This is a genomic window from Thalassotalea euphylliae (assembly GCF_003390335.1).
Lineage (GTDB): Bacteria > Pseudomonadota > Gammaproteobacteria > Enterobacterales > Alteromonadaceae > Thalassotalea_F > Thalassotalea_F euphylliae_B.
In genome coordinates this window covers 263282-282924 of record NZ_QUOU01000001.1, presented here as the reverse complement: position 1 = coordinate 282924, position 19643 = coordinate 263282, and the positions used below count along the sequence as shown (strand labels likewise).

The window sequence follows — 19643 nt, the reverse complement described above, 5'->3', positions numbered from 1 at the left end:
AGCTGTTGATATTGCGCTCTGCTTATTTATTGCATTCACTTCCAACGCAAAGGCATCAAAAGTGGCTCTGCAGGTGCTTGCATACCACACATTTCGTCGTAAGCGTTCTCATGCTCTAGCCATACCTGCTCAAAATCTTGATCGCTGAAGTGCTCGCGCATGCTACTAATACTTTGAAAGCGCAGCGGCTTGTTGTGTTTATCTAAGACTAGGTGACTACGACTGCCATCTCGCTGCTCTGCAAGATAGGTATTACCTTCAAGTGACTTGATCAGTAAATCCATCTCAGTGTCCTCACGTGGTGTTGGTAAAGCTTTAGTACGCACTCACCGCAAAGCAGGCTCACTACGCGGTGATATTAGGATAAGACAATTTTCACGAGCTAATCCCTATGGTAGACTGGCGAACATAAGTCACCGCTTACCGTTAAACTAACAACATGAATTTAGACGATTTAATCTCCCAAGCACAGCAAGTGTGTGAAAAGCGCGGCGCACGTTTAACGCGAGCGCGAGCTGACGTATTGAAATTGTTAGCGCAACACGACGGTGCGGTTGGCGCCTATGACCTGCTGGCACAGCTGCAAAAGACAGACGAAAGTGCCAAGCCAGCAACGATTTATCGCGCGTTAGACTTTTTAAGTAAACAAGGTTTTGTTCACAAAATTGAATCCATCAATGCCTTTGTGATGTGCCATCATATCAGTGACTGTAATCACCCCGTTCAATTGCTGATTTGCGATGAATGCGGCCATGTCGAAGAGATCCAATCTAGCAACTTAGATCTGGCACTACGGGCAATGGCTGACGCAAGTGGCTTTACTATTAGCCACCAAATTGTTGAAGCTCATGGCCGCTGCCAAAGGTGTCATTAAGCCAATTTTCGACAGGCTAATGATATTTAGCCACACTCACGAAAACCGTTACAATATAACAACCAGCCATTTATCCTAATTCTTAGGTTACTAGCCGCAATTACAGAATATTGCTATTCGTAAATAAATGTTTCTGTGATATAAAACCCAGCGTAAAAAATTCTTGTAAACCCATATTCACAACAACCCGCTGGAAGTTCTATGAAACAATTCGTGCAAAGCGCCATCGTGTGCTTGACCGTCGCATTTTCAGGCGCTGCCGCTGCCAAAGGCGCACCATTCGACGACAAGTTTCGTCAACTAGACGAGCTATTACCAACACCTAACACTTATCGCACCGCTTCAGGTGCACCAGGCCACCAATACTGGCAACAAGAAGTTGATTATGAAATTAACATCAAACTCGACGATGAAACGCAGCGTTTAACGGGTTCAGAAACGTTAGATTATACCAATAACTCACCTGATACTTTGCGCTATGTGTGGATTCAATTAGATCAGAATCGCATGCAGCGCGACTCTGACTACAAACTTGCCAACAAGGCACCGAAAAAGAAGATCACCTATAAAGGTTTACGCACCCTTGTTGAAACTGACGCGTTCGACGGTGGCTACGAAATCACAAAAGTTACCGACAGTAGTGATAAGCCAATGAAGCACATTATCAATGGCACTATGATGCGCATTGATTTAGCTAAGCCACTAAAACCAGGTAAAAGTGTCGAGATCAACATCGACTGGAATTACCAATTACACGAACAAAAAGTACTTGGCGGTCGTTCAGGTTGGGAATACTTTAAAAAAGACGACAACTACTTGTACGAGTTAGCGCAATGGTTCCCGCGTGCGGCGGCTTACTACGACGTAATGGGTTGGCAAAACAAGCAATTCTTGGGTAATGGTGAATTTACCTTAGAGTTTGGTGACTACGACGTAAAAATTACCGTACCTGCTGATCATGTTGTTGCCGCAACGGGTGTCCTGCAAAACCCGAAAAAAGTGCTAACTGCAACTCAACGCGAGCGCTTAGCCGAGGCCGAAACAGCGAAAAAACCAGTACTTATTATTACCCCTGAAGAAGCACTGGCAAACGAACAGTCGCGTTCGAACAAAACGAAAACGTGGCATTTTAAAGCCGACAACGTGCGTGACTTTGCTTGGGCATCAAGCCGTAAGTTCATTTGGGACGCGCAAGGCTACAAAGAAGGCGGTACAGACACTATGGCGATGTCTTACTACCCGAACGAAGGTAACCCACTGTGGGAGCGCTACTCAACGGAAGCGATCATCCACACCATGGAGCAATACAACAAGTACACCTTCGCGTACCCTTACCCGGTTTCTATTTCGGTAAATGGTCCAGTGGGTGGCATGGAATACCCGATGATCACCTTCAACGGCCCGCGCCCAACCCTAAATGAAGAGACAGGTGAAAAAACGTATTCTCGTCGCACTAAGTACGGTCTGATCGGCGTTATCATTCACGAAGTGGGTCACAACTACTTCCCAATGATCGTTAACTCTGACGAGCGCCAGTGGACATGGATGGATGAAGGCTTAAACACTTTCTTGCAGTTCGTGACCGAACAAGCTTGGGAAGAGAACTACCCATCGCGTCGCGGCCATGCGGCTGGCATGATCAGCTATATGAAAAGTAGCAACCAAGTGCCAATCATGACCAACTCAGAGTCAATTTTACAGTTTGGTAATAATGCCTACGGTAAGCCAGCGGTTGCACTTAACATCTTACGTGAAACCATTATGGGTCGTGAGTTATTCGACTTCGCTTTCCGTGAATACGCACAGCGTTGGAAATTCAAACGTCCGACACCGGCTGACTTCTTCCGCACCATGGAAGACGCGTCTGGTATCGACCTTGACTGGTTCTGGCGCGGTTGGTTCTACACTACAGACCACGTAGACATTGCCATTGAAAATGTTTATCTGTACCGCCCGAACAGCCAAAACCCAGACATTGAAGAAGCATGGGAGCGCGCACGTTACAACGAACAGCCGACCTTTATTAGTGACGTGTTAAATGAAGGTAACTGGCGCCGTACTCACGACAAGCCTGAGCTATTAGACTTTTATAACGAGCACGACAAGTTCACTGCAACCAATGCGGCTCGTAACAAATACAACAGTAGCTACAGTAAACTTGAGCAATGGGAAAAAGACCTATTAGCAAACGACAGTAAATTCTACATTATCGACTTTGCCAACAAAGGCGGCTTGGTCATGCCGATTATTCTCGACATTACCTACGCCGACGACAGCACAGAGCAAGTGCGCATTCCAGCTGAAATCTGGCGTAGAACACCGAAAAAGGTATCAAAACTGTTGATTCGCGATAAAGAAATCAAAGCGATCGCCATTGACCCTAACTGGGAAACAGCCGATGTCGACGTTAACAATAACTACTGGCCAGCTCGCCCAATTCAATCGCGCTTTGAGCTATTCAAACGCAAGAAAAAAGACATGATGCGCGGCTATAATGAAGAATTAAAGCCAGTAGATGAAAAATCAACAAGTGATGAAGAAAAGCAAGATGACAACGCTACGAGATAAACCACTCTGGCGTAGCGTCATCCTGTGGCTTAGTGCCACCTTGATGATGGGAGTTGCAGCTTCGGCTGCAGCTCACAAGTATTTCTTTGCCATCACAGAGATTAATCACAATCAGGTCAGTGATAGCTTCGAAATTATTCATCAGCTTACTGCCCACGACATTGAAAACACCATTGCACAGCAACACAACATTGCCTTTAATCCTGAGCATCCAAACTATGATGCCTTGATCAAAGCATATGTTGAGCAAAGGTTCATATTAACAAGTGGTCAAAGGGCACTGGACGTTAACTGGATTGGCCTAGAGATCGTACGCGATAAAATTGTGGTTTATCAAGAAGCGAGTGCCAATCGTTTTGCAACACCACTCGTCGTAAAAAATGAGCTACTAGTTGATACTTACCCTAAGCAAATCAATACAGTAAACTTTGTTAGTGGCGAAACAAAAATCAGCCTAACTTTCAATAAATCGCAACGTATTGCGACAATTACTAACAATAACTAGTGCCCAGTCTTAAATTTATGCTAAATTAGCTGCCAGATTATGTACTTGAGCAACCAAAAGGCCCGGTAATTTCCATGAATGTAGAGTTTATTAACCCTTTCTTATCTTCCATGTTGAACGTAATGTCTACAATGGCAATGATGGAGTTAACACCGGAAAAGCCAAAGCTAAAACAGGGTGAAGTCGCCAAAGGTGACGTCTCTGGTTTAATTGGTATGGTGAGTGACCAAGCTAAAGGTTCACTATCTATTACATTCGAAGCATCGCTCGCCATTGCCACTATGAAAAATATGGTTGGTGAAGGCCCAGATGAAGTTAACGAAGAAATCACTGACCTTGTTGGTGAAATCACTAACATGGTAACCGGTGGTGCCAAGCGTATGTTAAGCGAAAAAGGCTTCGAATTTGATATGGCAACGCCGATGGTCGTTTCGGGTAAAGACCACACAATTAATCACAAAGCAGAAGGCCCTGTGGTGATTATTCCATTGAGCTCAGAGCACGGTAAAGCCTTTATTGAGTTCAGCTTCGACTAGGTCGGCGCTCACGCGTAAAAGTAACCAAAAGCTCCTTTCGAGGGGCTTTTTTTAGGTTCATCGCGGCTTTCCGGGGAAAGCTGCTTTTATCTTTAAAAAGAAATATTCTATATCTCGGTATCCATACGCCATTCGCTTAATCAGTTTGATTTTATTGTTCATGCCTTCCAAGGTACATGTGTTCATCCGATAGATTGCTGAAGAAGTGATGCCATGCAGGTATGGTTTGAGCCTTTGAGCAAAGGCAATCAATGGTTTAATGCCACTTTCAATGACTTGTTGCCACCAGCATTGCCAGAGATTTTTGGCTTGCTCTTCATCCTCGCAATACCAAAGTTCTTTGAGTTGCTCACCTAATAGATACACCACCATTAAGTCTCGGTTCATGCTGAGCAGTTCATCTAGGTATCCTTGCTGATGAGTATTTAAGTTATCTCGGTTCTTAAGTAAAACCCAACGAGAGCGTTTAACCCAACGCCTGGCCTGCTTGTCATGCTTGAGCTGGTTGGCTTGGTCAACGCGAACGCGATCAACAACCTCGCGACCGTATTTAGCCACGACATGAAAAAGGTCGTAAACGATGCGAGCCTGTGGGCAGTGTTGCTTAACTTCCAAGTCGAAGGCCGTGTTCATGTCCATTGCAACAGCTTCAATTTGCTGGCAATGCTCACCAAGTGACTCAAAGAACGGGCGAATATGCTGCCTTGCTCTACCAACGCCAATCCAGAGCACTTGGTAAGTGTCCGCGTCTGCGATGACTGTGGCGTATCGATGACCTTTAAACAGGGCAAATTCGTCCATGACTAAGCGTTTTACGCGCGACCAATTCGGCGCTTTAACTTGTTGTGCAAGCCGCGCTTTATCAATTTGTTTGATGGTATGCCAATGAAGTCCTGTCACCTCTGAGATATGCTTGATAGGTAGGATTGGCAATAACCCTTCGACGTAACTTTGAAGTCGTTTGGTTATCCGGGCGAATGGCTCTAGCCAACGAATTGATTCCGTAACAACACCGCAGTTTGGGCAGACAATTCGCCGTGTCTTAACAGCTAAGCTCACCTTACGACCCAGCATCGTAGCATCTTGGATATTACGCCAAGACGAATCGTGAATACTGTTAGTTAATTGACCACAACGGCATCGACCTGAGCTGTTAGGCTCTAACGTGAAGTGAATGGATGTAGGATTGGTTTCAATATTTGTGACATGAAACCCTTCCCAAAACTGGGCAAGAAAAGTAAGCTCTGACATAGAAACGGTAGTTTGGGTGTTGTTTTTGTTTTGGCGAACTAAACATTACCTTTACTACCGTTTTCATTTCTAGTCCCGCTAATATGCGAAGAACCTTTTTTTATACTTGCTTGTCCCCTTTTAGCGCCGCTTGACGCTCAATAATAACCGCGCCTTCTCCCTCTGCGCCTAACCTGTCCTCTGGGTTGTATATAGGACACGTTTTTAACGATAAGCAGCCGCAGCCAATACAACCTGAAAGCGAATCACGTAACGTTTCTAAGTAGTGAATCCGCGCGTTCAGCTGCGCTTGCCAGCTAGCGGCCAGTTGATTCCAATCTTCTTTAGTCGGTGTGCGGTTATTGGGTAAGCTGGCAAATGCCGATTTAATATCGGCTAAACTGATCCCCATTTTTTGCGCCGCCTTAATCACGGAAATTCGCCTCAAGACATCCGCTTTGTAGCGACGTTGATTACCATTGTTACGCCAACTTCTGATCAACCCTTGTTGCTCATAGTAGTGCAAGGTCGACACTTTTACACCGCAGCGTTTGGCCACGCGACCAACACTCCAATTCGCTTCTTCCAACATTTATCCCACCTCCATTTTAGGGTTAGCAACCCTTCTCTCAATCTCGATCACTAACAGGCTTTTTTCGCCAGTAACTTTCTTTGCCTTCAACCAAACTAATGAAAAAAGCTCTTTACCTCAAGTTAAGTTGAGGTTTTAGCATAATGAGAAATCAATCACAAGGAGTTGCCCGATGCAAGCTCAAGCAGAGAAATCAAAGGTAAAGAGTGCGCCAGTCCAACCACGTACTGAGCAAAAGCAAAGTGAATTCATTAACCAGTTGGCAAAACTATTAAGCCATACAATGCGCTTAAAGTAGCGTATTTCAAGCAACGTGTTTAAAACCAAGTATTTCAAAAAATAGGGGGCATCATGCTGTACTTAGAACATGTAAATATAGTGGTTAAAGACATTCCTGCCAGCTTGATCTTTTATCAAGCAGCTTTTCCGCACTGGCGTGTGCGTTGTGAAGGGAGTGGCGAATGGTATGGAAAACCTCGTAACTGGTTACATTTTGGTGATGACTATCAATACCTTGCATTAAGTGATCACGGCGAAGGAACACTCAGGGACAACAAGCAGCACCAAGTTGGGCTAGCTCACTTTGGCTACGTTGTGCAAAACCTCAATGCTGTTATTGAACGATTAACCAAAGCGGGATTTCCTGTCGATACCTACGGCACTCCAAACCCTCACCGACAAAACGCGTATTTTGTTGACCCTACAGGTTATGAGGTGGAATTTATCGAGTACTTTAGCGATGTACCCAGCGAAAGAAACAATAATCAGACTTAGTGCATAATTCAGAATGTCAGTGACTTAGTCTCCTAGTAACATGGTTTCCCAGTATCTGAGTTGCTCAATAAGTAATTAACTAAATACTCATAGAGCTGAGCAGGTAGGCATCTTTGTAAAGCGTCTAGGTAAAGTATGGCTTGATTAGAGGATTAAGGCATAAGCCAAGCTTATGGCTTTTCTCCTCACGTATTTCCCAGTCGGCTAACAACTTTTGTTAGCCAATAACTTGCTGAAAGTGATAACTTCTATAAAAAAAATATAGACGTCTAGACGTTTAGGTGTTTACAATAATTTCAAACAAGCGAATCTCTTGGTGAACTCGCTTTGTCTCAGCTAAGGAAGTTTGAATTTGTTAGAGCTTAAACATTTACGCACCATTCACGCGATTCAGCAACACGGTAGCCTTACCAAAGCGGCACAGTCACTCGCCACTAGCCAATCCGCGCTATCACATCAATTAAAAGAGCTTGAGCATAAGTTATCGACAACCTTAGTTATCCGAGATAAACGCAGTGTCAGCTTAACGGCGCAAGGTAAATCAATTAAGGTACTGGCCGACGAGGTACTGCCTAAGATTGAGGCTGTCATTGCCACCTTAACTGAGCGTCCACAAGCACAAAGCCTGTCGCTTGGTTTTGCTTGCCATGCTTGTTTTCAGTGGTTAATGCCGATTTGTAGCACGTTGCAACAAGACTACCCCAATTTAAGCTGGGATATTCGCGATGACGTATTTGAACAAGAATGCGATCTCGATATCCTGTTTACCGATGAAGCTTGTACGGACGGGCAATCCATTGAAATAGCGCTGGGGAAGTTCGAGCAAGTGGCGGTGGTCAGCGAACTCAACCCCTTGGCCATTAAAAGCGAACTTTGTGCCGCAGATTTTGCCGATCAAACCCTGCTCACCTACCCTGTTCCCATCAATCGTTTAGATATATTTAAACAAGTATTAACACCTGCGCATGTGATCCCCGCGAAAACTCGCCAAGTGGCCAATTCACATTCTATTTTACAGATGATCCACGGTAATATCGGTATTGCGGTACTCCCCAACTGGCTGGTTAACGCCTATCAATATCAGTTGGGTATCAAAACCATTGGGCTTAAACCCGCGATCACAAAATCGTTATACATACGCCTAAAATCCGATGTCGCGGATCTAATGAGTGTGCAACAGTTGGTTATTGCATCACGTGATAAATTCGCTACGCTTATGCAACCATTTCAGTAACTAAACGAGCTAAGCCTATGTGGCAACAAGTTGAATTTTCTTTATCTGCAAAAGCGCGTGGTTTTCATTTGATCACCAATGAAGTGGCGCGGCAGTTACCTGTACTGAGCAGCATTGAATGTGGCTTACTGCACTTATTTGTAAAGCACACTTCAGCGTCACTTACCATTAATGAAAACGCCGACCCAACGGTACGTTCTGATATGGAAGCACACTTTAATCAGTTTGTGCCCGAAAATGCCCGCTATTACCAACACACCTATGAAGGTGCTGATGATATGCCAGCCCATATTAAGGCTAGTACGCTTGGCAGTAGCGTTAGTATTCCTATTACTAATGGCCGCTTAAATTTAGGCACTTGGCAAGGGATTTATTTAGGCGAGCATCGCGATTACGGTGGCAGCCGCACACTCGTGGCTACCATTCAAGGTGAGTAAAATTATTTGCTAGGAGGACACCGTCATATTGACGCGGCGAGTGATATTACACAGTAGCTCGTAAGGAATTGTGGTTGCCCATTGGGCGATTTCTTCAATACCTAAGCCTTCGCCCCACAAAGTGGCAATATCACCGATGTTGTCGTGACATTCGCCCTGCGCTGCACCGCCAAGATCAACATTGATCATGTCCATTGAAACGCGGCCAACAAGCGGTACACGGCGACCATTAATTAATACTGGCGTACCATTTGGCGCATGACGGGGGTAACCATCACCGTAGCCAATGGCAATGACGCCAATATGCGTGTCTTTTTCTGCCGTCCATGCTGCGCCATAGCCAACCGACTCGCCTTTTTTGATAAAACGCTTAGCAATAAGGCTAGATTTCAACGTCATTACCGGTTGAATACTGAGCTGCTCAGCGGTTTTATCAAGCATAGGACTCACACCATAGAGCATTAAGCCCGGTCTTACCCAATCTAAGTGCGTAGCAGGCCACGCGCATATGGCGGCCGAGTTAGCGAGTGTCTTTTGTAGCCTTTGTTGGCTGGCTAGCTTTTCAGTTAAGGCAGTAAACAAACCAAGTTGTGTTGGCGTGTGATCGCTTTTCACATCATCGGCGCAGCTTAAATGACTCATCAGCACAATATCATCTTGCACGTTAGGTGAGGCTTTTAGCGCCTGATAAAAGTCATGAAATTGTGCGGGTTCAACCCCTAAGCGGTGCATGCCTGTATCAACTTTCAACCAGACTTTGATCGGTGTTTGCAAGTTCGCCACCAACAAAGCGTCAAGTTGTTCCTGATTGTGAATCACAGTGTGCAGGCTATTCACATCCAACAGCGGCAGCTCTTGCGGACTAAAAAAGCCTTCCATCAAGACAATCGGCTTGACCACGCCGCACGCCCTAAGGGCCAATGCTTCATCCAAACGCGCGACACCGAACGCACCAACGTCCTGCTCGGCCAGAGCTTCGGCAATACGCTCTAAGCCATGACCATAGGCATTGGCTTTAAGCACCGCCAATATTTGTGAATCTGGGGCAAGTTGTTTGATCTGAGTGACATTATGAGCGAGCGCCTGCAAATCAATTGCAGCCGTTGCAGTACGAACCGACATTGCGCTTAATCTTCTTCTAGTACGTGCGGGCCAGCGTAGTTATCAAAGCGCGACCATTGACCGTTAAAGGTCAGCGGCACACGGCCGATGGGGCCGTTACGCTGCTTACCGATAATGATTTCCGCCATGCCTTTAAACTCTGAATCGTCGTGATAAACTTCATCGCGATAGATAAACATGATCAAGTCAGCATCTTGCTCGATCGAACCGGATTCACGCAAATCTGAGTTTACTGGACGTTTGTCTGAGCGTTGCTCCAAACTACGGTTTAGCTGTGAAAGCGCCACCACTGGAATTTCTAACTCTTTCGCAAGCGCTTTAAGTGAACGAGAAATTTCGGCAATCTCAAGCGTACGGTTATCGGCAAACTGCGGTGCACGCATCAATTGCAGGTAATCGATCATGATCATACTTAGGCCACCGTGATCGCGGGCAATACGGCGAGCACGCGAGCGCACTTCGGTAGGCGTTAAGCCCGCTTGATCGTCAATATACATTTTACCGCTTTCAATCATGGTGCCCATGGTGGTTGATAAGCGCGCCCAATCTTCATCGTCTAGCTGACCAGTACGAATTTTGGTTTGATCGATACGCCCCAGCGAGGCTAACATCCTCATCATGATTTGCTCTGACGGCATCTCAAGGCTGAATATCAATGCAGGCTTATCTTCATGCATAGCCGCATGCTCTGCCAAGTTCATGGCAAACGTAGTTTTACCCATCGACGGACGTGCAGCGACAATAATTAAGTCAGACGCTTGCAAGCCAGCAGTCATTTTATCCAGATCGGCAAAACCGGTAGAAACACCAGTGACACCATCGTTACCTAAGCCACTGGCTTTTTCGATTTTATCTACGGTTTTTTCTAAGATCGGGTGAAGCGCTTCTGGGCCTTCGTTTTTATTGGCGCGAGCTTCAGCAATGGCGAATACTTTAGTCTCAGCAAAATCTAATAACTCAGCGCTATCACGCCCTTGCGTATCGAAACCCGCCTCAGAAATTTCATGGGCAACGCTAATTAGTTCACGAGTGACGGCACGTTCACGAACAATATCGGCATAAGCCGTAATATTGGCAGCACTCGGGGTATTGCGGATCATTTCCGCGATATAAACAAAGCCGCCGGCATCATCAAGCTTTTGGTCGTTTTCCAGCGTTTCTGTCACCGTCACCAAATCTGCTGGTTCACCGCGTTCAACTAAGACACTGATGGTTTCAAATATCAGGCGATGACCGCGACTGTAGAAGTCTTGTGCGACGACGTGTTCACCCACGCGGTCGAACGTTTCGTTATCCAAAAGCAAGCCACCCAGTACTGATTGCTCAGCTTCAAGCGAATGCGGCGGCATTTTAAGGTCTTCAACCTGTTGATCGCGTTTGGCTTTTGAGCCCTGCGCGCCACCTTTGGGAAATTGACTTGTTTTGGCTTCGGCCATGGTTACTACCTACACATAGGAAAAAGTAGCGACAGGCGCTACTTTGATAAGTTTGTCTAAGATGGCTAATGTATCAAAAGACTTGCGGAAAATCAGCTTTAAACATTGGCTTGAGAAGGGAATAGTCCTACTTGTTGGTCACCTTAATTTCACCGCTAACCACATTACCGCGCACCGAGCCTGTGCCATTACCTGCGGTAAATGACAGCTTCGAGCTTGGGCCGTATTTTGCGCGTTGCGCTTTGTGTTGAGTGATGCGGTTAATGATGTCGCCACCGGCACTGGCATGCAGTCGAAAGTCGGCATTCACTTCGTTGTTAAATGCCAAGGCGATATCAGAACTCACACCAGAGACTTTTACCTCACCGTGGTTCATTAAGGTCAGTGAGCCGCTCGCATCGCCGCTGACACTGGCAATGGCTAACTCTTCTACTTCACCAAGTTCAAATTCAATATCTCCTGAAACGACACTCAGCGACACTTGCTGCGCACTCGAGCGGGTTTCTAAATCGCCACTCACGGCTTTTAAACGCAAACGGCCAGAAGAGTTGCGGTCGTCAATTTTACCGCTAATGGTCGACAGGCGAATTTTGCCCGCTAAATCGTAACTGTCGATATCGCCACTGACTGTACTGAGTTCAATATTGTCGGATAGCTGTTTAGCAAGGATATCCCCACTCACGGTTTTGACTTCAACATGACTATCGAGTTCAGACACTTCAACTTCCGTTGATACCCCTTCAAAATTCATGCGCAGTGATTTTGGCATGGTCAAGGTAAGGTGCGAGCCATCGCTGTTATTGCTGCGACGCGTTGAGCGATACACCACTTTAAGGCGCAGCATATTGCCGTTTTTTTCGAAAATAAAACGATCCACCCGATCACCCAACTCACCAGTAACGCTGACTTCATCATCATCGCTGCCAATGATCTTGACTGAGCCGCGCATATTCTCAACATTCACCAGCGATAAACCCTCAGCGGATAGCGATTGATCAACACGCTCACCAGCCGTTACATTAAAAGCGGCTGCCATCCCTAGCACTAGGCTAAGCGGTAAGCCAAACCCGTTGAACGTATGGCCAATACGTGAAAATGCCGATGATAATAAGGTTGTACGGTTCATAACTACCTCTAAATTCTTTACGCTGTTACGTTAACTCTGACGTATTCGTTGTTACTATTAAGCGGTTTGCCGCTATATTGTTTGCCACTGGGGCGTATACAAACGCTTTAACAGTTCCAACTCTTGTTGCTGCGTCCATTGCAGTAAATTCAGTAAATCTGTGTTGTTTTCATCATTGTCTAGCGCCGCCGCTATGCTCTTGCGCGCTTGCGCAAGTTTTGCCAACTCAACTTGCATTTCCGGCGGCAGCTGTTTTAAATCAGGCTCGCCAAAGCTGGTTAGCATCAACTGCTTTTGCTGGTCGAATTCTTGATTAAGTGACGCGACTAAACTGAGCTCACTGGTACTAATGCCTGGCGGGGCAACGTTAACCCAGGTCAATAATACCGCGGCGACTAAGCTGGCAGCCCAAGCAAAAGGCACAACCTTACTGCGTCCTTTGTGATTTTGGGGACGCTGCGGGCTTAGTTGTTGCGCGCTTATCGCTTTCTCAATCCCCGGCCAAAGATCGCGCTGCGGCGCAACTTCTTTCGATAAATCATGAATTTTCTGCTGTAACTCTTGGTCTGACACACTCATGTTCATTCCTCCAGCCATTCTTTTAATAAAGTTCTTGCTCTGTGGTATTGCGCCTTGCTGCTACCGACTGCCATGTTCAGCATTTTAGCGATTTCCTCATGGCGATAGCCTTCGACGGCGAATAAGACAAAAACCAAGCGGGCGCGCTCTGGCAAGCGCATAATGTGTTTGTCTAACTCTGAGACTTCGGCCATTTCTTCGCCCACTTCCTCAACCACTTGTTCTTCGATACTAAAGACACGCTGTAGCCAATTCTTATGCTTGCGCAAGTGGCTTAATACGATGTTCGAGGCAACACTGTGCAACCAAGTACTAAATTTACTATTACCTTGAAAATTGACAATTTTTTGCCACACCTGCACAAACACTTCCTGACAAACATCTTCGGCACTGTCTTTATCGGCCAACATGCGCCAGCACAAGCCATACACCTTTTTGTGGTGCATTTCATACAGCTGATAGAACGCCTGCTGATCACCACCTTTTGACAGCGTAATAAGCTTTGCTTCTTCATCTTGTGTGAAGCGCTTGCTGGCTTCAATAACTTGATGACTATCCAATGAAAACTTCCGTTTATTCGAGATTGTTTGTTTAGCTTTTAGTAAGTTAGATGCAGTATGCCGCAAAAGGGTTTAAAAGACAGGAATTAATTTTTGATCCAAAAACCTAAGGGCTTGTTGTCGCAACTTTTTTAGACCTAGGTTTAGCCGAAAAAGAGAATTTCAGGCATAAAAAAAGCGCCAAATCAGGCGCTTTCTTCTGTAAGGGTAAGTAAAACTTACTTCTTACCAAGCATACCGAAACGCTTGTTGAATTTGTCAACACGACCACCAGTTTCAGCAGCTTTTTGCTTACCAGTGTAGAATGGGTGACATTCTGAACATACGTCTAGGTGTAAATCTTTAGCTACTGTTGAACGTGTAGCGATTACGTTACCACAAGAACAGTTTGCTTTGATGTCAACGTAATTAGGGTGAATACCTTCTTTCATGGGAAACCTCTATATTAGGCCGTATCGCCACCTAGTCAGTTTTATTACCGCTAAGCACCATACGAGTTAGTTAAAAATAACGGTCGCGAATTATATTGGTTCACTGCGCTAACTGCAACCAAATTCACGTAAAAACGCTATTTTTTTGAACAACTTTTGCTTATCGCACATTTCCTGCCTGAGCTCGTCGAATGCGAACCCGTCTTGCGATAAAAAAATAAAGACACTTGGCAGTTAACCTTCATCTGGTCACAATAGAGCAATTATAGCCAACCTTGTTAAACAATCTTGTCTGAAAAGCACGCTAAACACGACACAGCAACCACGTCAGCAACAAATGCGCCTGATTATATTGACGTTGCCCTGCCCGTACCCACTCGCCAGCTGTACACCTATGAATTACCCACAGCGCTAAATACGCCAGAGGTTCAAGTAGGCGAACGTGTAGTGGTGCCGTTTGCTGGTCGTCAGCTGGTGGGAGTTGTCTTAGCCACAAACACCAGCACGGCACTAAGTGCAGACAAAATCAAAGCGGTTATTAGCCGCGTATCCGAGCAGTATCCGCTGCCTGCCACGTTAATCACGTTTTTAACCACATTAAGCCAATACTATCACCATGCCATTGGCGATATATTCCAGCAAGCCTTGCCTATATTATTGCGCCAGCTAGATGCACCGGATATGAGTTTTCAAACCCGCTGGTTTGCAACCGCTAAAAGTGAAGATGAAGCACTTAACAGCATTAGCAAAAGCGCAACAAAACAAGCGGAGCTTTATCAAGTGATCCGCCACAATCAAACCGGCACTAGCTGGCCCGAGTTAAGAACCTTGGGCTTTGTAAAACAACAGCTCACCGCCCTGCAAAATAAGGCGCTGATCGAAGAAAAAGAAATTGTGCCAGAGCCATTTCGCTGGCATCAAGACGATTTAAATCAAGATAACCGCCTCAAGCTCTCGCCAGAGCAGGCCATTGTCGTATCAGCACTTAACCAAAGCCATCAAAGCTTTAGCTGCCATTTGCTCGATGGCATTACCGGCAGTGGTAAAACCGAAGTGTATTTGCAGGTGATGGAGAAAACCTTAGCCAATGATCAGCAAGTGCTGGTGATCGTGCCGGAAATTGGCTTAACCCCGCAAACCTTGTCACGTTTTGAACACCGTTTTAATGTGCCGATATATTTGCACCACTCAGCACTTAACGACAAAGAGCGCCTTGATACGTGGCGCGCTGCTTATCGCGGTCATGCAGCGATTATTATTGGTACGCGCTCAGCTATTTTCACACCAGCCCATAATTTGGGGTTAGTGATTGTTGATGAAGAGCACGACGCTTCGTTAAAACAACAAGACAGTTTTCGTTACAACGGCCGAGATGCGGCTATTTTGCGCGCTCGGCAACTGAATATTCCCATTTTGCTCGGTAGTGCCACGCCGAGTTTAGAAAGTTTACAAAACGCCCTGTCACACAAGTTTCATTATCACCAACTAAACAAGCGTGCTGGTAACAGCGTGCAAGCCAGTATGAGCTTAGTGGATGTTAATCAAGAACATTTGACCGCAGGAGTGAGTGAAACGGTTAAACAGGCCATTACTGATACGCTAAAGCGACGAGAGCAAGTGCTGGTGTTTTTAAATCGCCGTGGCTATGCGCCAGCGATTAATTGCCAAGAATGCCACTGGGTTGCCGACTGCCAACGCTGTAACAAGCCTTTTACTCTACATCAAAAAGATCAGCTGTTGGTTTGCCATCACTGCGCTAATCAAAAGCGTATTATTCATCAGTGTGAGCAATGCGGTAGTACGCGCTTAGCACCCGTTGGCCAAGGCACAGAGCAATTAGAGCAGCACTTAGCCGAGTGGTTCCCCGACCACAGTGTGGTGCGTATTGATCGCGATTCAACACGGCGTAAAGGCGAACTGACGAAATTGCTGCAAGCCATCCACAACAAAGAGCATGATATTTTAGTGGGTACGCAAATGCTCGCCAAGGGTCACCATTTTCCTGATGTCACCTTAGTGGTAATTTTAAATGTTGATGGCGCGCTGTTCAGTTTTGACTTTCGCGCCGCTGAGCATATGGCGCAACTGTTAGTGCAAGTAGCAGGGCGCGCCGGGCGTGCCAGTAAACCCGGCAAGGTACTGATCCAAAGCCAGTACCCGCAACACCCTTTGCTGCAAGATCTGGTCAATAATGGCTATCGACATTTTGCCCAGCAAACACTCGCCGAGCGTAACTTTGCGCGATTACCACCATTTGGCTATCAAGTGCTTATTCGCGCCGAAGCAAAATACCCTTCCTATCCATCTAAATTGTTGATGGCGTTGAATCACCTGAACTTAACCCACTGCAATATCGTTGGGCCAATACCGGCGACCATGGAGAAAAAAGCGGGCTACTATCGCTATCACTTAATTGTGCAAAGTGAACAACGCAAATCACTGCATCACGCCATGCTGCGCGTGATTGCCTTTTTGGAAAACCACGAATTAACCAATAAAGTGCGCTGGTCAGTGGATGTCGACCCGCTCGACTTTAGTTGGTGATCGCAACTTTTAACACGCTTGCAGGCTTTTATTTTCTGCGTGTTTCGCTACAATAGCGGCAATTTTCTTCGCTTTATTTTTCGAATTTTTATGGCACCACAGGATTACGTTTCTCGCTCTAATAACAAAAAGAGAAGTCCTTACAAAAAACAGCAAGCTGAGGCAACGGGAATGCCAATGAAGGTCAAGCTGATCACCCTATTTACGATACTTGCGGTTGCTGGTGCAGGCTATTTTCTATGGTTTTTAAAAGACGTTAAGCCTATCGCTCACCCAGTGCCAAAAGCGCCAGCAGTAAAAGCCACCAAAAAACTACCTGAGCCACCGGCCGAGAAGTGGGAGTATATCGACAAACTCAAGCAAGGAACGCAAATTGAAGGTGGTCACTACGAAGTGGAAGAAAAAGGCCCTTACAAAATGCAATGTGGCTCGTTTAGAAAGCGCAGCCAAGCAGAAGCGATGAAAGCACAAATCGCTTTTAGCGGCTTAGTGGCAAAAGTGTCTGAAAGCGCTGGTAAAAATGGTATCTGGTACAAGGTTGCATTGGGGCCATACCCGCGTAAACGTCTGGCAGAAGCCGACAAACACAAGCTCAAGCGCAATAACATTACCACTTGCCAAATTTGGCTATGGAATTAGCGACAGCGCGTTAAATTACACGCCATTACTTGAAAATTCCCTAAACACACCCATCTTATCAAACATGTTTATCGCGCTGCTGGTAACCAGCAGCCACAGGTTTGAGGTGTAGTGTGACTACAATTGTATCAGTTAGACGCAACGGTAAAGTTGCGATCGGTGGCGACGGCCAAGTTTCTCTCGGTAACACAGTAATGAAAGGCAACGCGAAAAAAGTGCGTCGCCTATACAACGACAAAGTATTAGCTGGCTTTGCTGGCGGTACTGCCGACGCATTCACGTTATTTGAGCGCTTTGAAAGCAAGCTGGAAATGCACCAAGGCCACTTGACCAAATCAGCTGTTGAACTGGCCAAAGACTGGCGCAGCGATCGCGCGCTACGCAAATTAGAAGCCATGCTAGTGGTTGCCGATGAAACGGCATCATTAATCATTACCGGTAATGGCGATGTGGTGCAGCCAGAGCATGACTTAATTGCCATCGGTAGTGGTGGTAACTTTGCCCAAGCCGCGGCACTTGCGTTACTACAAAATACCGAATTATCTGCCCGTGACATCGTTGATAAGTCGCTCACTATTGCGGCTGACATTTGTGTCTTCACTAATCAGCATCACACCATTGACGAACTTGGCACAGCAGAATAAGTATTAGGAATTATTATGTCGAATATGACCCCACGTGAAATTGTTCATGAATTAGATAGCCACATTGTTGGCCAAGCCGATGCCAAGCGCGCTGTTGCCATTGCTTTGCGTAACCGCTGGCGTCGTATGCAGCTTAATGACGAGCTGCGCGGCGAAGTTACCCCCAAAAACATTTTGATGATCGGCCCAACGGGTGTCGGTAAAACTGAAATTGCCCGCCGCTTAGCCAAGCTGGCTAATGCGCCGTTTATCAAAGTCGAAGCCACTAAGTTCACCGAAGTCGGTTATGTGGGTAAAGAGGTGGAAACCATTATCCGCGACTTAACTGACATGGCCGTTAAGATGACCAAAGAGCAGGAAATGGAGCGCGTTAAGCACCTTGCCGAAGAAGCCGCTGAAGAGCGCGTGCTTGATGTGCTTATTCCAAATCCTCGCGACAGCTTTGGCAACGAAGAAAGCAGCGATAACAGCAGCACACGCCAAGTGTTCCGCAAGAAATTACGCGAAGGCAAGCTAGACGATAAAGAGATTGAAATTGATATCGCCGCACAGCCAATGGGTGTCGAAATCATGGCGCCTCCGGGTATGGAAGACATGACTTCACAATTGCAAAGCATGTTCCAGAACATGTCGGGCGACAAAACCAAGAAGCGCAAGCTAAAAATTAAAGACGCATTCAAAGCGCTACAGGAAGAAGAAGCCGCGAAAATCGTTAACCAAGACGATATCAAAACCAAAGCACTAGAAGCGGTTGAGCAAAACGGTATTGTGTTCGTCGATGAGATCGACAAAATCTGTAAGCGTGGCGACAGCTCAGGCCCAGACGTTTCTCGCGAAGGTGTACAACGCGATTTACTGCCACTGGTTGAAGGTTCAACAGTAAGCACTAAGCACGGTATGGTGAAAACTGATCACATCTTGTTTATCGCCTCAGGTGCTTTCCAAATGGCGAAACCATCTGACTTAATTCCAGAGCTGCAAGGTCGTCTGCCAATTCGCGTCGAGTTAAAAGCATTGACCACGGAAGACTTTGTCCGCATTTTAACGGAGCCAAATGCTTCATTAACTGAGCAATACATCGCCCTGATGAAAACCGAAGGTGTGGATGTGGAGTTCACCGAAGACGGTATTTCCGCCATTGCTAATGCCGCGTGGCAAGTCAACGAAAGCACAGAAAATATTGGTGCGCGCCGATTACACACTATGATGGAGCGCTTAATGGAAGAAATCTCATATAGCGCCAACGATCGCGCTGGTGAGAAAGTGGTCATTGATACCGCTTACGTTGAAAATACGTTAAACGACGTGGTACAAAACGAAGATTTAAGCCGCTTTATTCTGTAAGCGGTTTAATCACCTAGTAATCACGTATAGGTAAAACGAGCAAAGCATCTGGCTATGTTAAGCATTGTAAAATTTCAATTACATCAACAGCAAAAGCAGTTAAGTGTTGAGCTTGCCTCGCCATCAGGCGAACAAGCACTGACTGAGCGCTGGCAGTTTAACTATGAATTTTTACGCGTGCTTGAAAGCAGCCAAGCCTCAAGTGCTTATGCTGCTAGTCCAAAAGGCAAAGCACCTGCGCTGGCGACGCATAAAAAAGATGTCGTGCTCACCCGTATTGAATCAGTCGGTAAACATGGTTACCGACTGATTTTTGATGATGGTTACCAAGTGATTTATGCTCAAGCTGAGCTTGCCTTATACCACCAGCAAGCCGATTTGTTGTGGCAAACGTATAGTCAGCAACTCAGTGCTAGCGGCCATGGCCGCGATGCCATGATTGACATTAAGCAGCTTTAAACACCGTAA

Annotated in this window: 21 protein-coding genes; 12 read left to right on the top strand and 9 right to left on the bottom strand. The window is 46.1% G+C overall.

The window, feature by feature from the left end:
• Positions 1-35: 35 nt before the first annotated feature.
• Complete coding sequence (locus DXX93_RS01235) at positions 36-284, bottom strand: DUF6482 family protein (RefSeq protein WP_116006475.1); 249 nt, start codon at positions 282-284, stop codon at positions 36-38.
• 155 nt (positions 285-439) lie between these two features.
• Between DXX93_RS01235 and zur the strand changes: the two genes are divergently transcribed.
• The 4 genes from zur (at position 440) to DXX93_RS01215 (ending at position 4483) form a co-directional block, all read left to right on the top strand.
• Positions 440-874 (top strand): zinc uptake transcriptional repressor Zur, encoded by a 435-nt coding sequence (gene zur / locus DXX93_RS01230; RefSeq protein ID WP_116006474.1) that lies wholly within the window; start codon positions 440-442, stop codon positions 872-874.
• Between the two features lie 201 nt (positions 875-1075).
• On the top strand, positions 1076-3442 hold the full coding sequence (locus DXX93_RS01225) for a M1 family metallopeptidase (protein ID WP_116006473.1): 2367 nt from the start codon (positions 1076-1078) through the stop codon (positions 3440-3442).
• A complete protein-coding gene (locus tag DXX93_RS01220) occupies positions 3423-3947 on the top strand; it encodes a DUF6702 family protein (RefSeq protein WP_116006472.1) in 525 nt (174 codons plus the stop codon). Before DXX93_RS01225 ends, DXX93_RS01220 begins: the two co-directional genes overlap by 20 nt.
• 74 nt (positions 3948-4021) lie before the next feature.
• A complete protein-coding gene (locus DXX93_RS01215) occupies positions 4022-4483 on the top strand; it encodes a chemotaxis protein CheX (protein WP_116006471.1) in 462 nt (153 codons plus the stop codon).
• Positions 4484-4540: 57 nt separating this feature from the next.
• Here the strand turns inward: DXX93_RS01215 and DXX93_RS01210 are convergent, their stop codons facing one another.
• Together DXX93_RS01210 and soxR are read right to left on the bottom strand one after the other, a co-directional pair.
• A complete protein-coding gene (locus DXX93_RS01210) occupies positions 4541-5734 on the bottom strand; it encodes an ISL3 family transposase (protein WP_116006470.1) in 1194 nt (397 codons plus the stop codon).
• A gap of 100 nt (positions 5735-5834) precedes the next feature.
• Entirely contained in the window at positions 5835-6305 is a 471-nt protein-coding gene (gene soxR, locus DXX93_RS01205) for a redox-sensitive transcriptional activator SoxR (protein WP_116006469.1), read from the bottom strand.
• 351 nt (positions 6306-6656) lie between these two features.
• Between soxR and DXX93_RS01200 the strand changes: the two genes are divergently transcribed.
• The 3 genes from DXX93_RS01200 to DXX93_RS01190 all read left to right on the top strand — a co-directional run bounded on the left by DXX93_RS01200 (position 6657) and on the right by DXX93_RS01190 (position 8750).
• Positions 6657-7079 carry a VOC family protein gene (locus DXX93_RS01200; RefSeq protein ID WP_116006468.1) on the top strand — a complete coding sequence of 141 codons (423 nt, stop codon included), beginning with the start codon at positions 6657-6659 and terminating at the stop codon, positions 7077-7079.
• Positions 7080-7431: 352 nt separating this feature from the next.
• On the top strand, positions 7432-8313 hold the full coding sequence (locus DXX93_RS01195) for a LysR substrate-binding domain-containing protein (protein WP_181902103.1): 882 nt from the start codon (positions 7432-7434) through the stop codon (positions 8311-8313).
• Between the two features lie 17 nt (positions 8314-8330).
• On the top strand, positions 8331-8750 hold the full coding sequence (locus tag DXX93_RS01190) for a secondary thiamine-phosphate synthase enzyme YjbQ (RefSeq protein ID WP_116006466.1): 420 nt from the start codon (positions 8331-8333) through the stop codon (positions 8748-8750).
• Positions 8751-8759: 9 nt separating this feature from the next.
• Here the strand turns inward: DXX93_RS01190 and alr are convergent, their stop codons facing one another.
• From alr to rpmE, 6 genes are all read right to left on the bottom strand, one after another.
• Entirely contained in the window at positions 8760-9872 is a 1113-nt protein-coding gene (gene alr, locus DXX93_RS01185; protein ID WP_116006465.1) for an alanine racemase, read from the bottom strand.
• A 5-nt stretch (positions 9873-9877) separates the two neighbouring features.
• Entirely contained in the window at positions 9878-11308 is a 1431-nt protein-coding gene (gene dnaB / locus DXX93_RS01180) for a replicative DNA helicase (protein WP_116006464.1), read from the bottom strand.
• A 127-nt stretch (positions 11309-11435) separates the two neighbouring features.
• A complete protein-coding gene (locus DXX93_RS01175) occupies positions 11436-12434 on the bottom strand; it encodes a DUF4097 family beta strand repeat-containing protein (protein WP_116006463.1) in 999 nt (332 codons plus the stop codon).
• 72 nt (positions 12435-12506) lie between these two features.
• Complete coding sequence (locus tag DXX93_RS01170) at positions 12507-13013, bottom strand: hypothetical protein (RefSeq protein ID WP_116006462.1); 507 nt, start codon at positions 13011-13013, stop codon at positions 12507-12509.
• A gap of 2 nt (positions 13014-13015) precedes the next feature.
• Positions 13016-13573 carry an RNA polymerase sigma factor gene (locus DXX93_RS01165; RefSeq protein WP_258872559.1) on the bottom strand — a complete coding sequence of 186 codons (558 nt, stop codon included), beginning with the start codon at positions 13571-13573 and terminating at the stop codon, positions 13016-13018.
• A 218-nt stretch (positions 13574-13791) separates the two neighbouring features.
• Positions 13792-14004, bottom strand: a complete 213-nt coding sequence (gene rpmE / locus DXX93_RS01160) for a 50S ribosomal protein L31 (RefSeq protein WP_116006461.1) — start codon at positions 14002-14004, stop codon at positions 13792-13794.
• A gap of 288 nt (positions 14005-14292) precedes the next feature.
• Between rpmE and priA the strand changes: the two genes are divergently transcribed.
• The 5 genes from priA to DXX93_RS01135 all read left to right on the top strand — a co-directional run bounded on the left by priA (position 14293) and on the right by DXX93_RS01135 (position 19634).
• Positions 14293-16548 (top strand): primosomal protein N', encoded by a 2256-nt coding sequence (priA, locus tag DXX93_RS01155; RefSeq protein WP_258872558.1) that lies wholly within the window; start codon positions 14293-14295, stop codon positions 16546-16548.
• A 90-nt stretch (positions 16549-16638) separates the two neighbouring features.
• Complete coding sequence (locus DXX93_RS01150) at positions 16639-17187, top strand: SPOR domain-containing protein (protein ID WP_116009783.1); 549 nt, start codon at positions 16639-16641, stop codon at positions 17185-17187.
• 113 nt (positions 17188-17300) lie between these two features.
• On the top strand, positions 17301-17831 hold the full coding sequence (gene hslV / locus DXX93_RS01145) for an ATP-dependent protease subunit HslV (protein ID WP_116006460.1): 531 nt from the start codon (positions 17301-17303) through the stop codon (positions 17829-17831).
• Positions 17832-17846: 15 nt separating this feature from the next.
• Complete coding sequence (hslU, locus tag DXX93_RS01140; protein WP_116006459.1) at positions 17847-19175, top strand: HslU--HslV peptidase ATPase subunit; 1329 nt, start codon at positions 17847-17849, stop codon at positions 19173-19175.
• A 54-nt stretch (positions 19176-19229) separates the two neighbouring features.
• Positions 19230-19634 carry a gamma-butyrobetaine hydroxylase-like domain-containing protein gene (locus DXX93_RS01135; protein WP_116006458.1) on the top strand — a complete coding sequence of 135 codons (405 nt, stop codon included), beginning with the start codon at positions 19230-19232 and terminating at the stop codon, positions 19632-19634.
• Positions 19635-19643 lie beyond the last annotated feature (9 nt).

Bases quoted from the DNA above. Each gene is read 5' to 3' on its own strand.
- DXX93_RS01215 (WP_116006471.1), top strand. From the start codon at position 4,022: ATGAATGTAGAGTTTATTAACCCTTTCTTATCTTCCATGTTGAACGTA.
- soxR (WP_116006469.1), bottom strand. From the start codon at position 6,305: ATGTTGGAAGAAGCGAATTGGAGTGTTGGTCGCGTGGCCAAACGCTGC.
- DXX93_RS01150 (WP_116009783.1), top strand. From the start codon at position 16,639: ATGGCACCACAGGATTACGTTTCTCGCTCTAATAACAAAAAGAGAAGT.
- DXX93_RS01210 (WP_116006470.1), bottom strand. From the start codon at position 5,734: ATGTCAGAGCTTACTTTTCTTGCCCAGTTTTGGGAAGGGTTTCATGTC.
- dnaB (WP_116006464.1), bottom strand. From the start codon at position 11,308: ATGGCCGAAGCCAAAACAAGTCAATTTCCCAAAGGTGGCGCGCAGGGC.
- rpmE (WP_116006461.1), bottom strand. From the start codon at position 14,004: ATGAAAGAAGGTATTCACCCTAATTACGTTGACATCAAAGCAAACTGT.
- DXX93_RS01190 (WP_116006466.1), top strand. From the start codon at position 8,331: ATGTGGCAACAAGTTGAATTTTCTTTATCTGCAAAAGCGCGTGGTTTT.
- zur (WP_116006474.1), top strand. From the start codon at position 440: ATGAATTTAGACGATTTAATCTCCCAAGCACAGCAAGTGTGTGAAAAG.
- DXX93_RS01235 (WP_116006475.1), bottom strand. From the start codon at position 284: ATGGATTTACTGATCAAGTCACTTGAAGGTAATACCTATCTTGCAGAG.
- DXX93_RS01225 (WP_116006473.1), top strand. From the start codon at position 1,076: ATGAAACAATTCGTGCAAAGCGCCATCGTGTGCTTGACCGTCGCATTT.
- DXX93_RS01170 (WP_116006462.1), bottom strand. From the start codon at position 13,013: ATGAGTGTGTCAGACCAAGAGTTACAGCAGAAAATTCATGATTTATCG.
- DXX93_RS01175 (WP_116006463.1), bottom strand. From the start codon at position 12,434: ATGAACCGTACAACCTTATTATCATCGGCATTTTCACGTATTGGCCAT.
- alr (WP_116006465.1), bottom strand. From the start codon at position 9,872: ATGTCGGTTCGTACTGCAACGGCTGCAATTGATTTGCAGGCGCTCGCT.
- DXX93_RS01135 (WP_116006458.1), top strand. From the start codon at position 19,230: ATGTTAAGCATTGTAAAATTTCAATTACATCAACAGCAAAAGCAGTTA.
- hslU (WP_116006459.1), top strand. From the start codon at position 17,847: ATGTCGAATATGACCCCACGTGAAATTGTTCATGAATTAGATAGCCAC.
- DXX93_RS01220 (WP_116006472.1), top strand. From the start codon at position 3,423: ATGACAACGCTACGAGATAAACCACTCTGGCGTAGCGTCATCCTGTGG.
- DXX93_RS01200 (WP_116006468.1), top strand. From the start codon at position 6,657: ATGCTGTACTTAGAACATGTAAATATAGTGGTTAAAGACATTCCTGCC.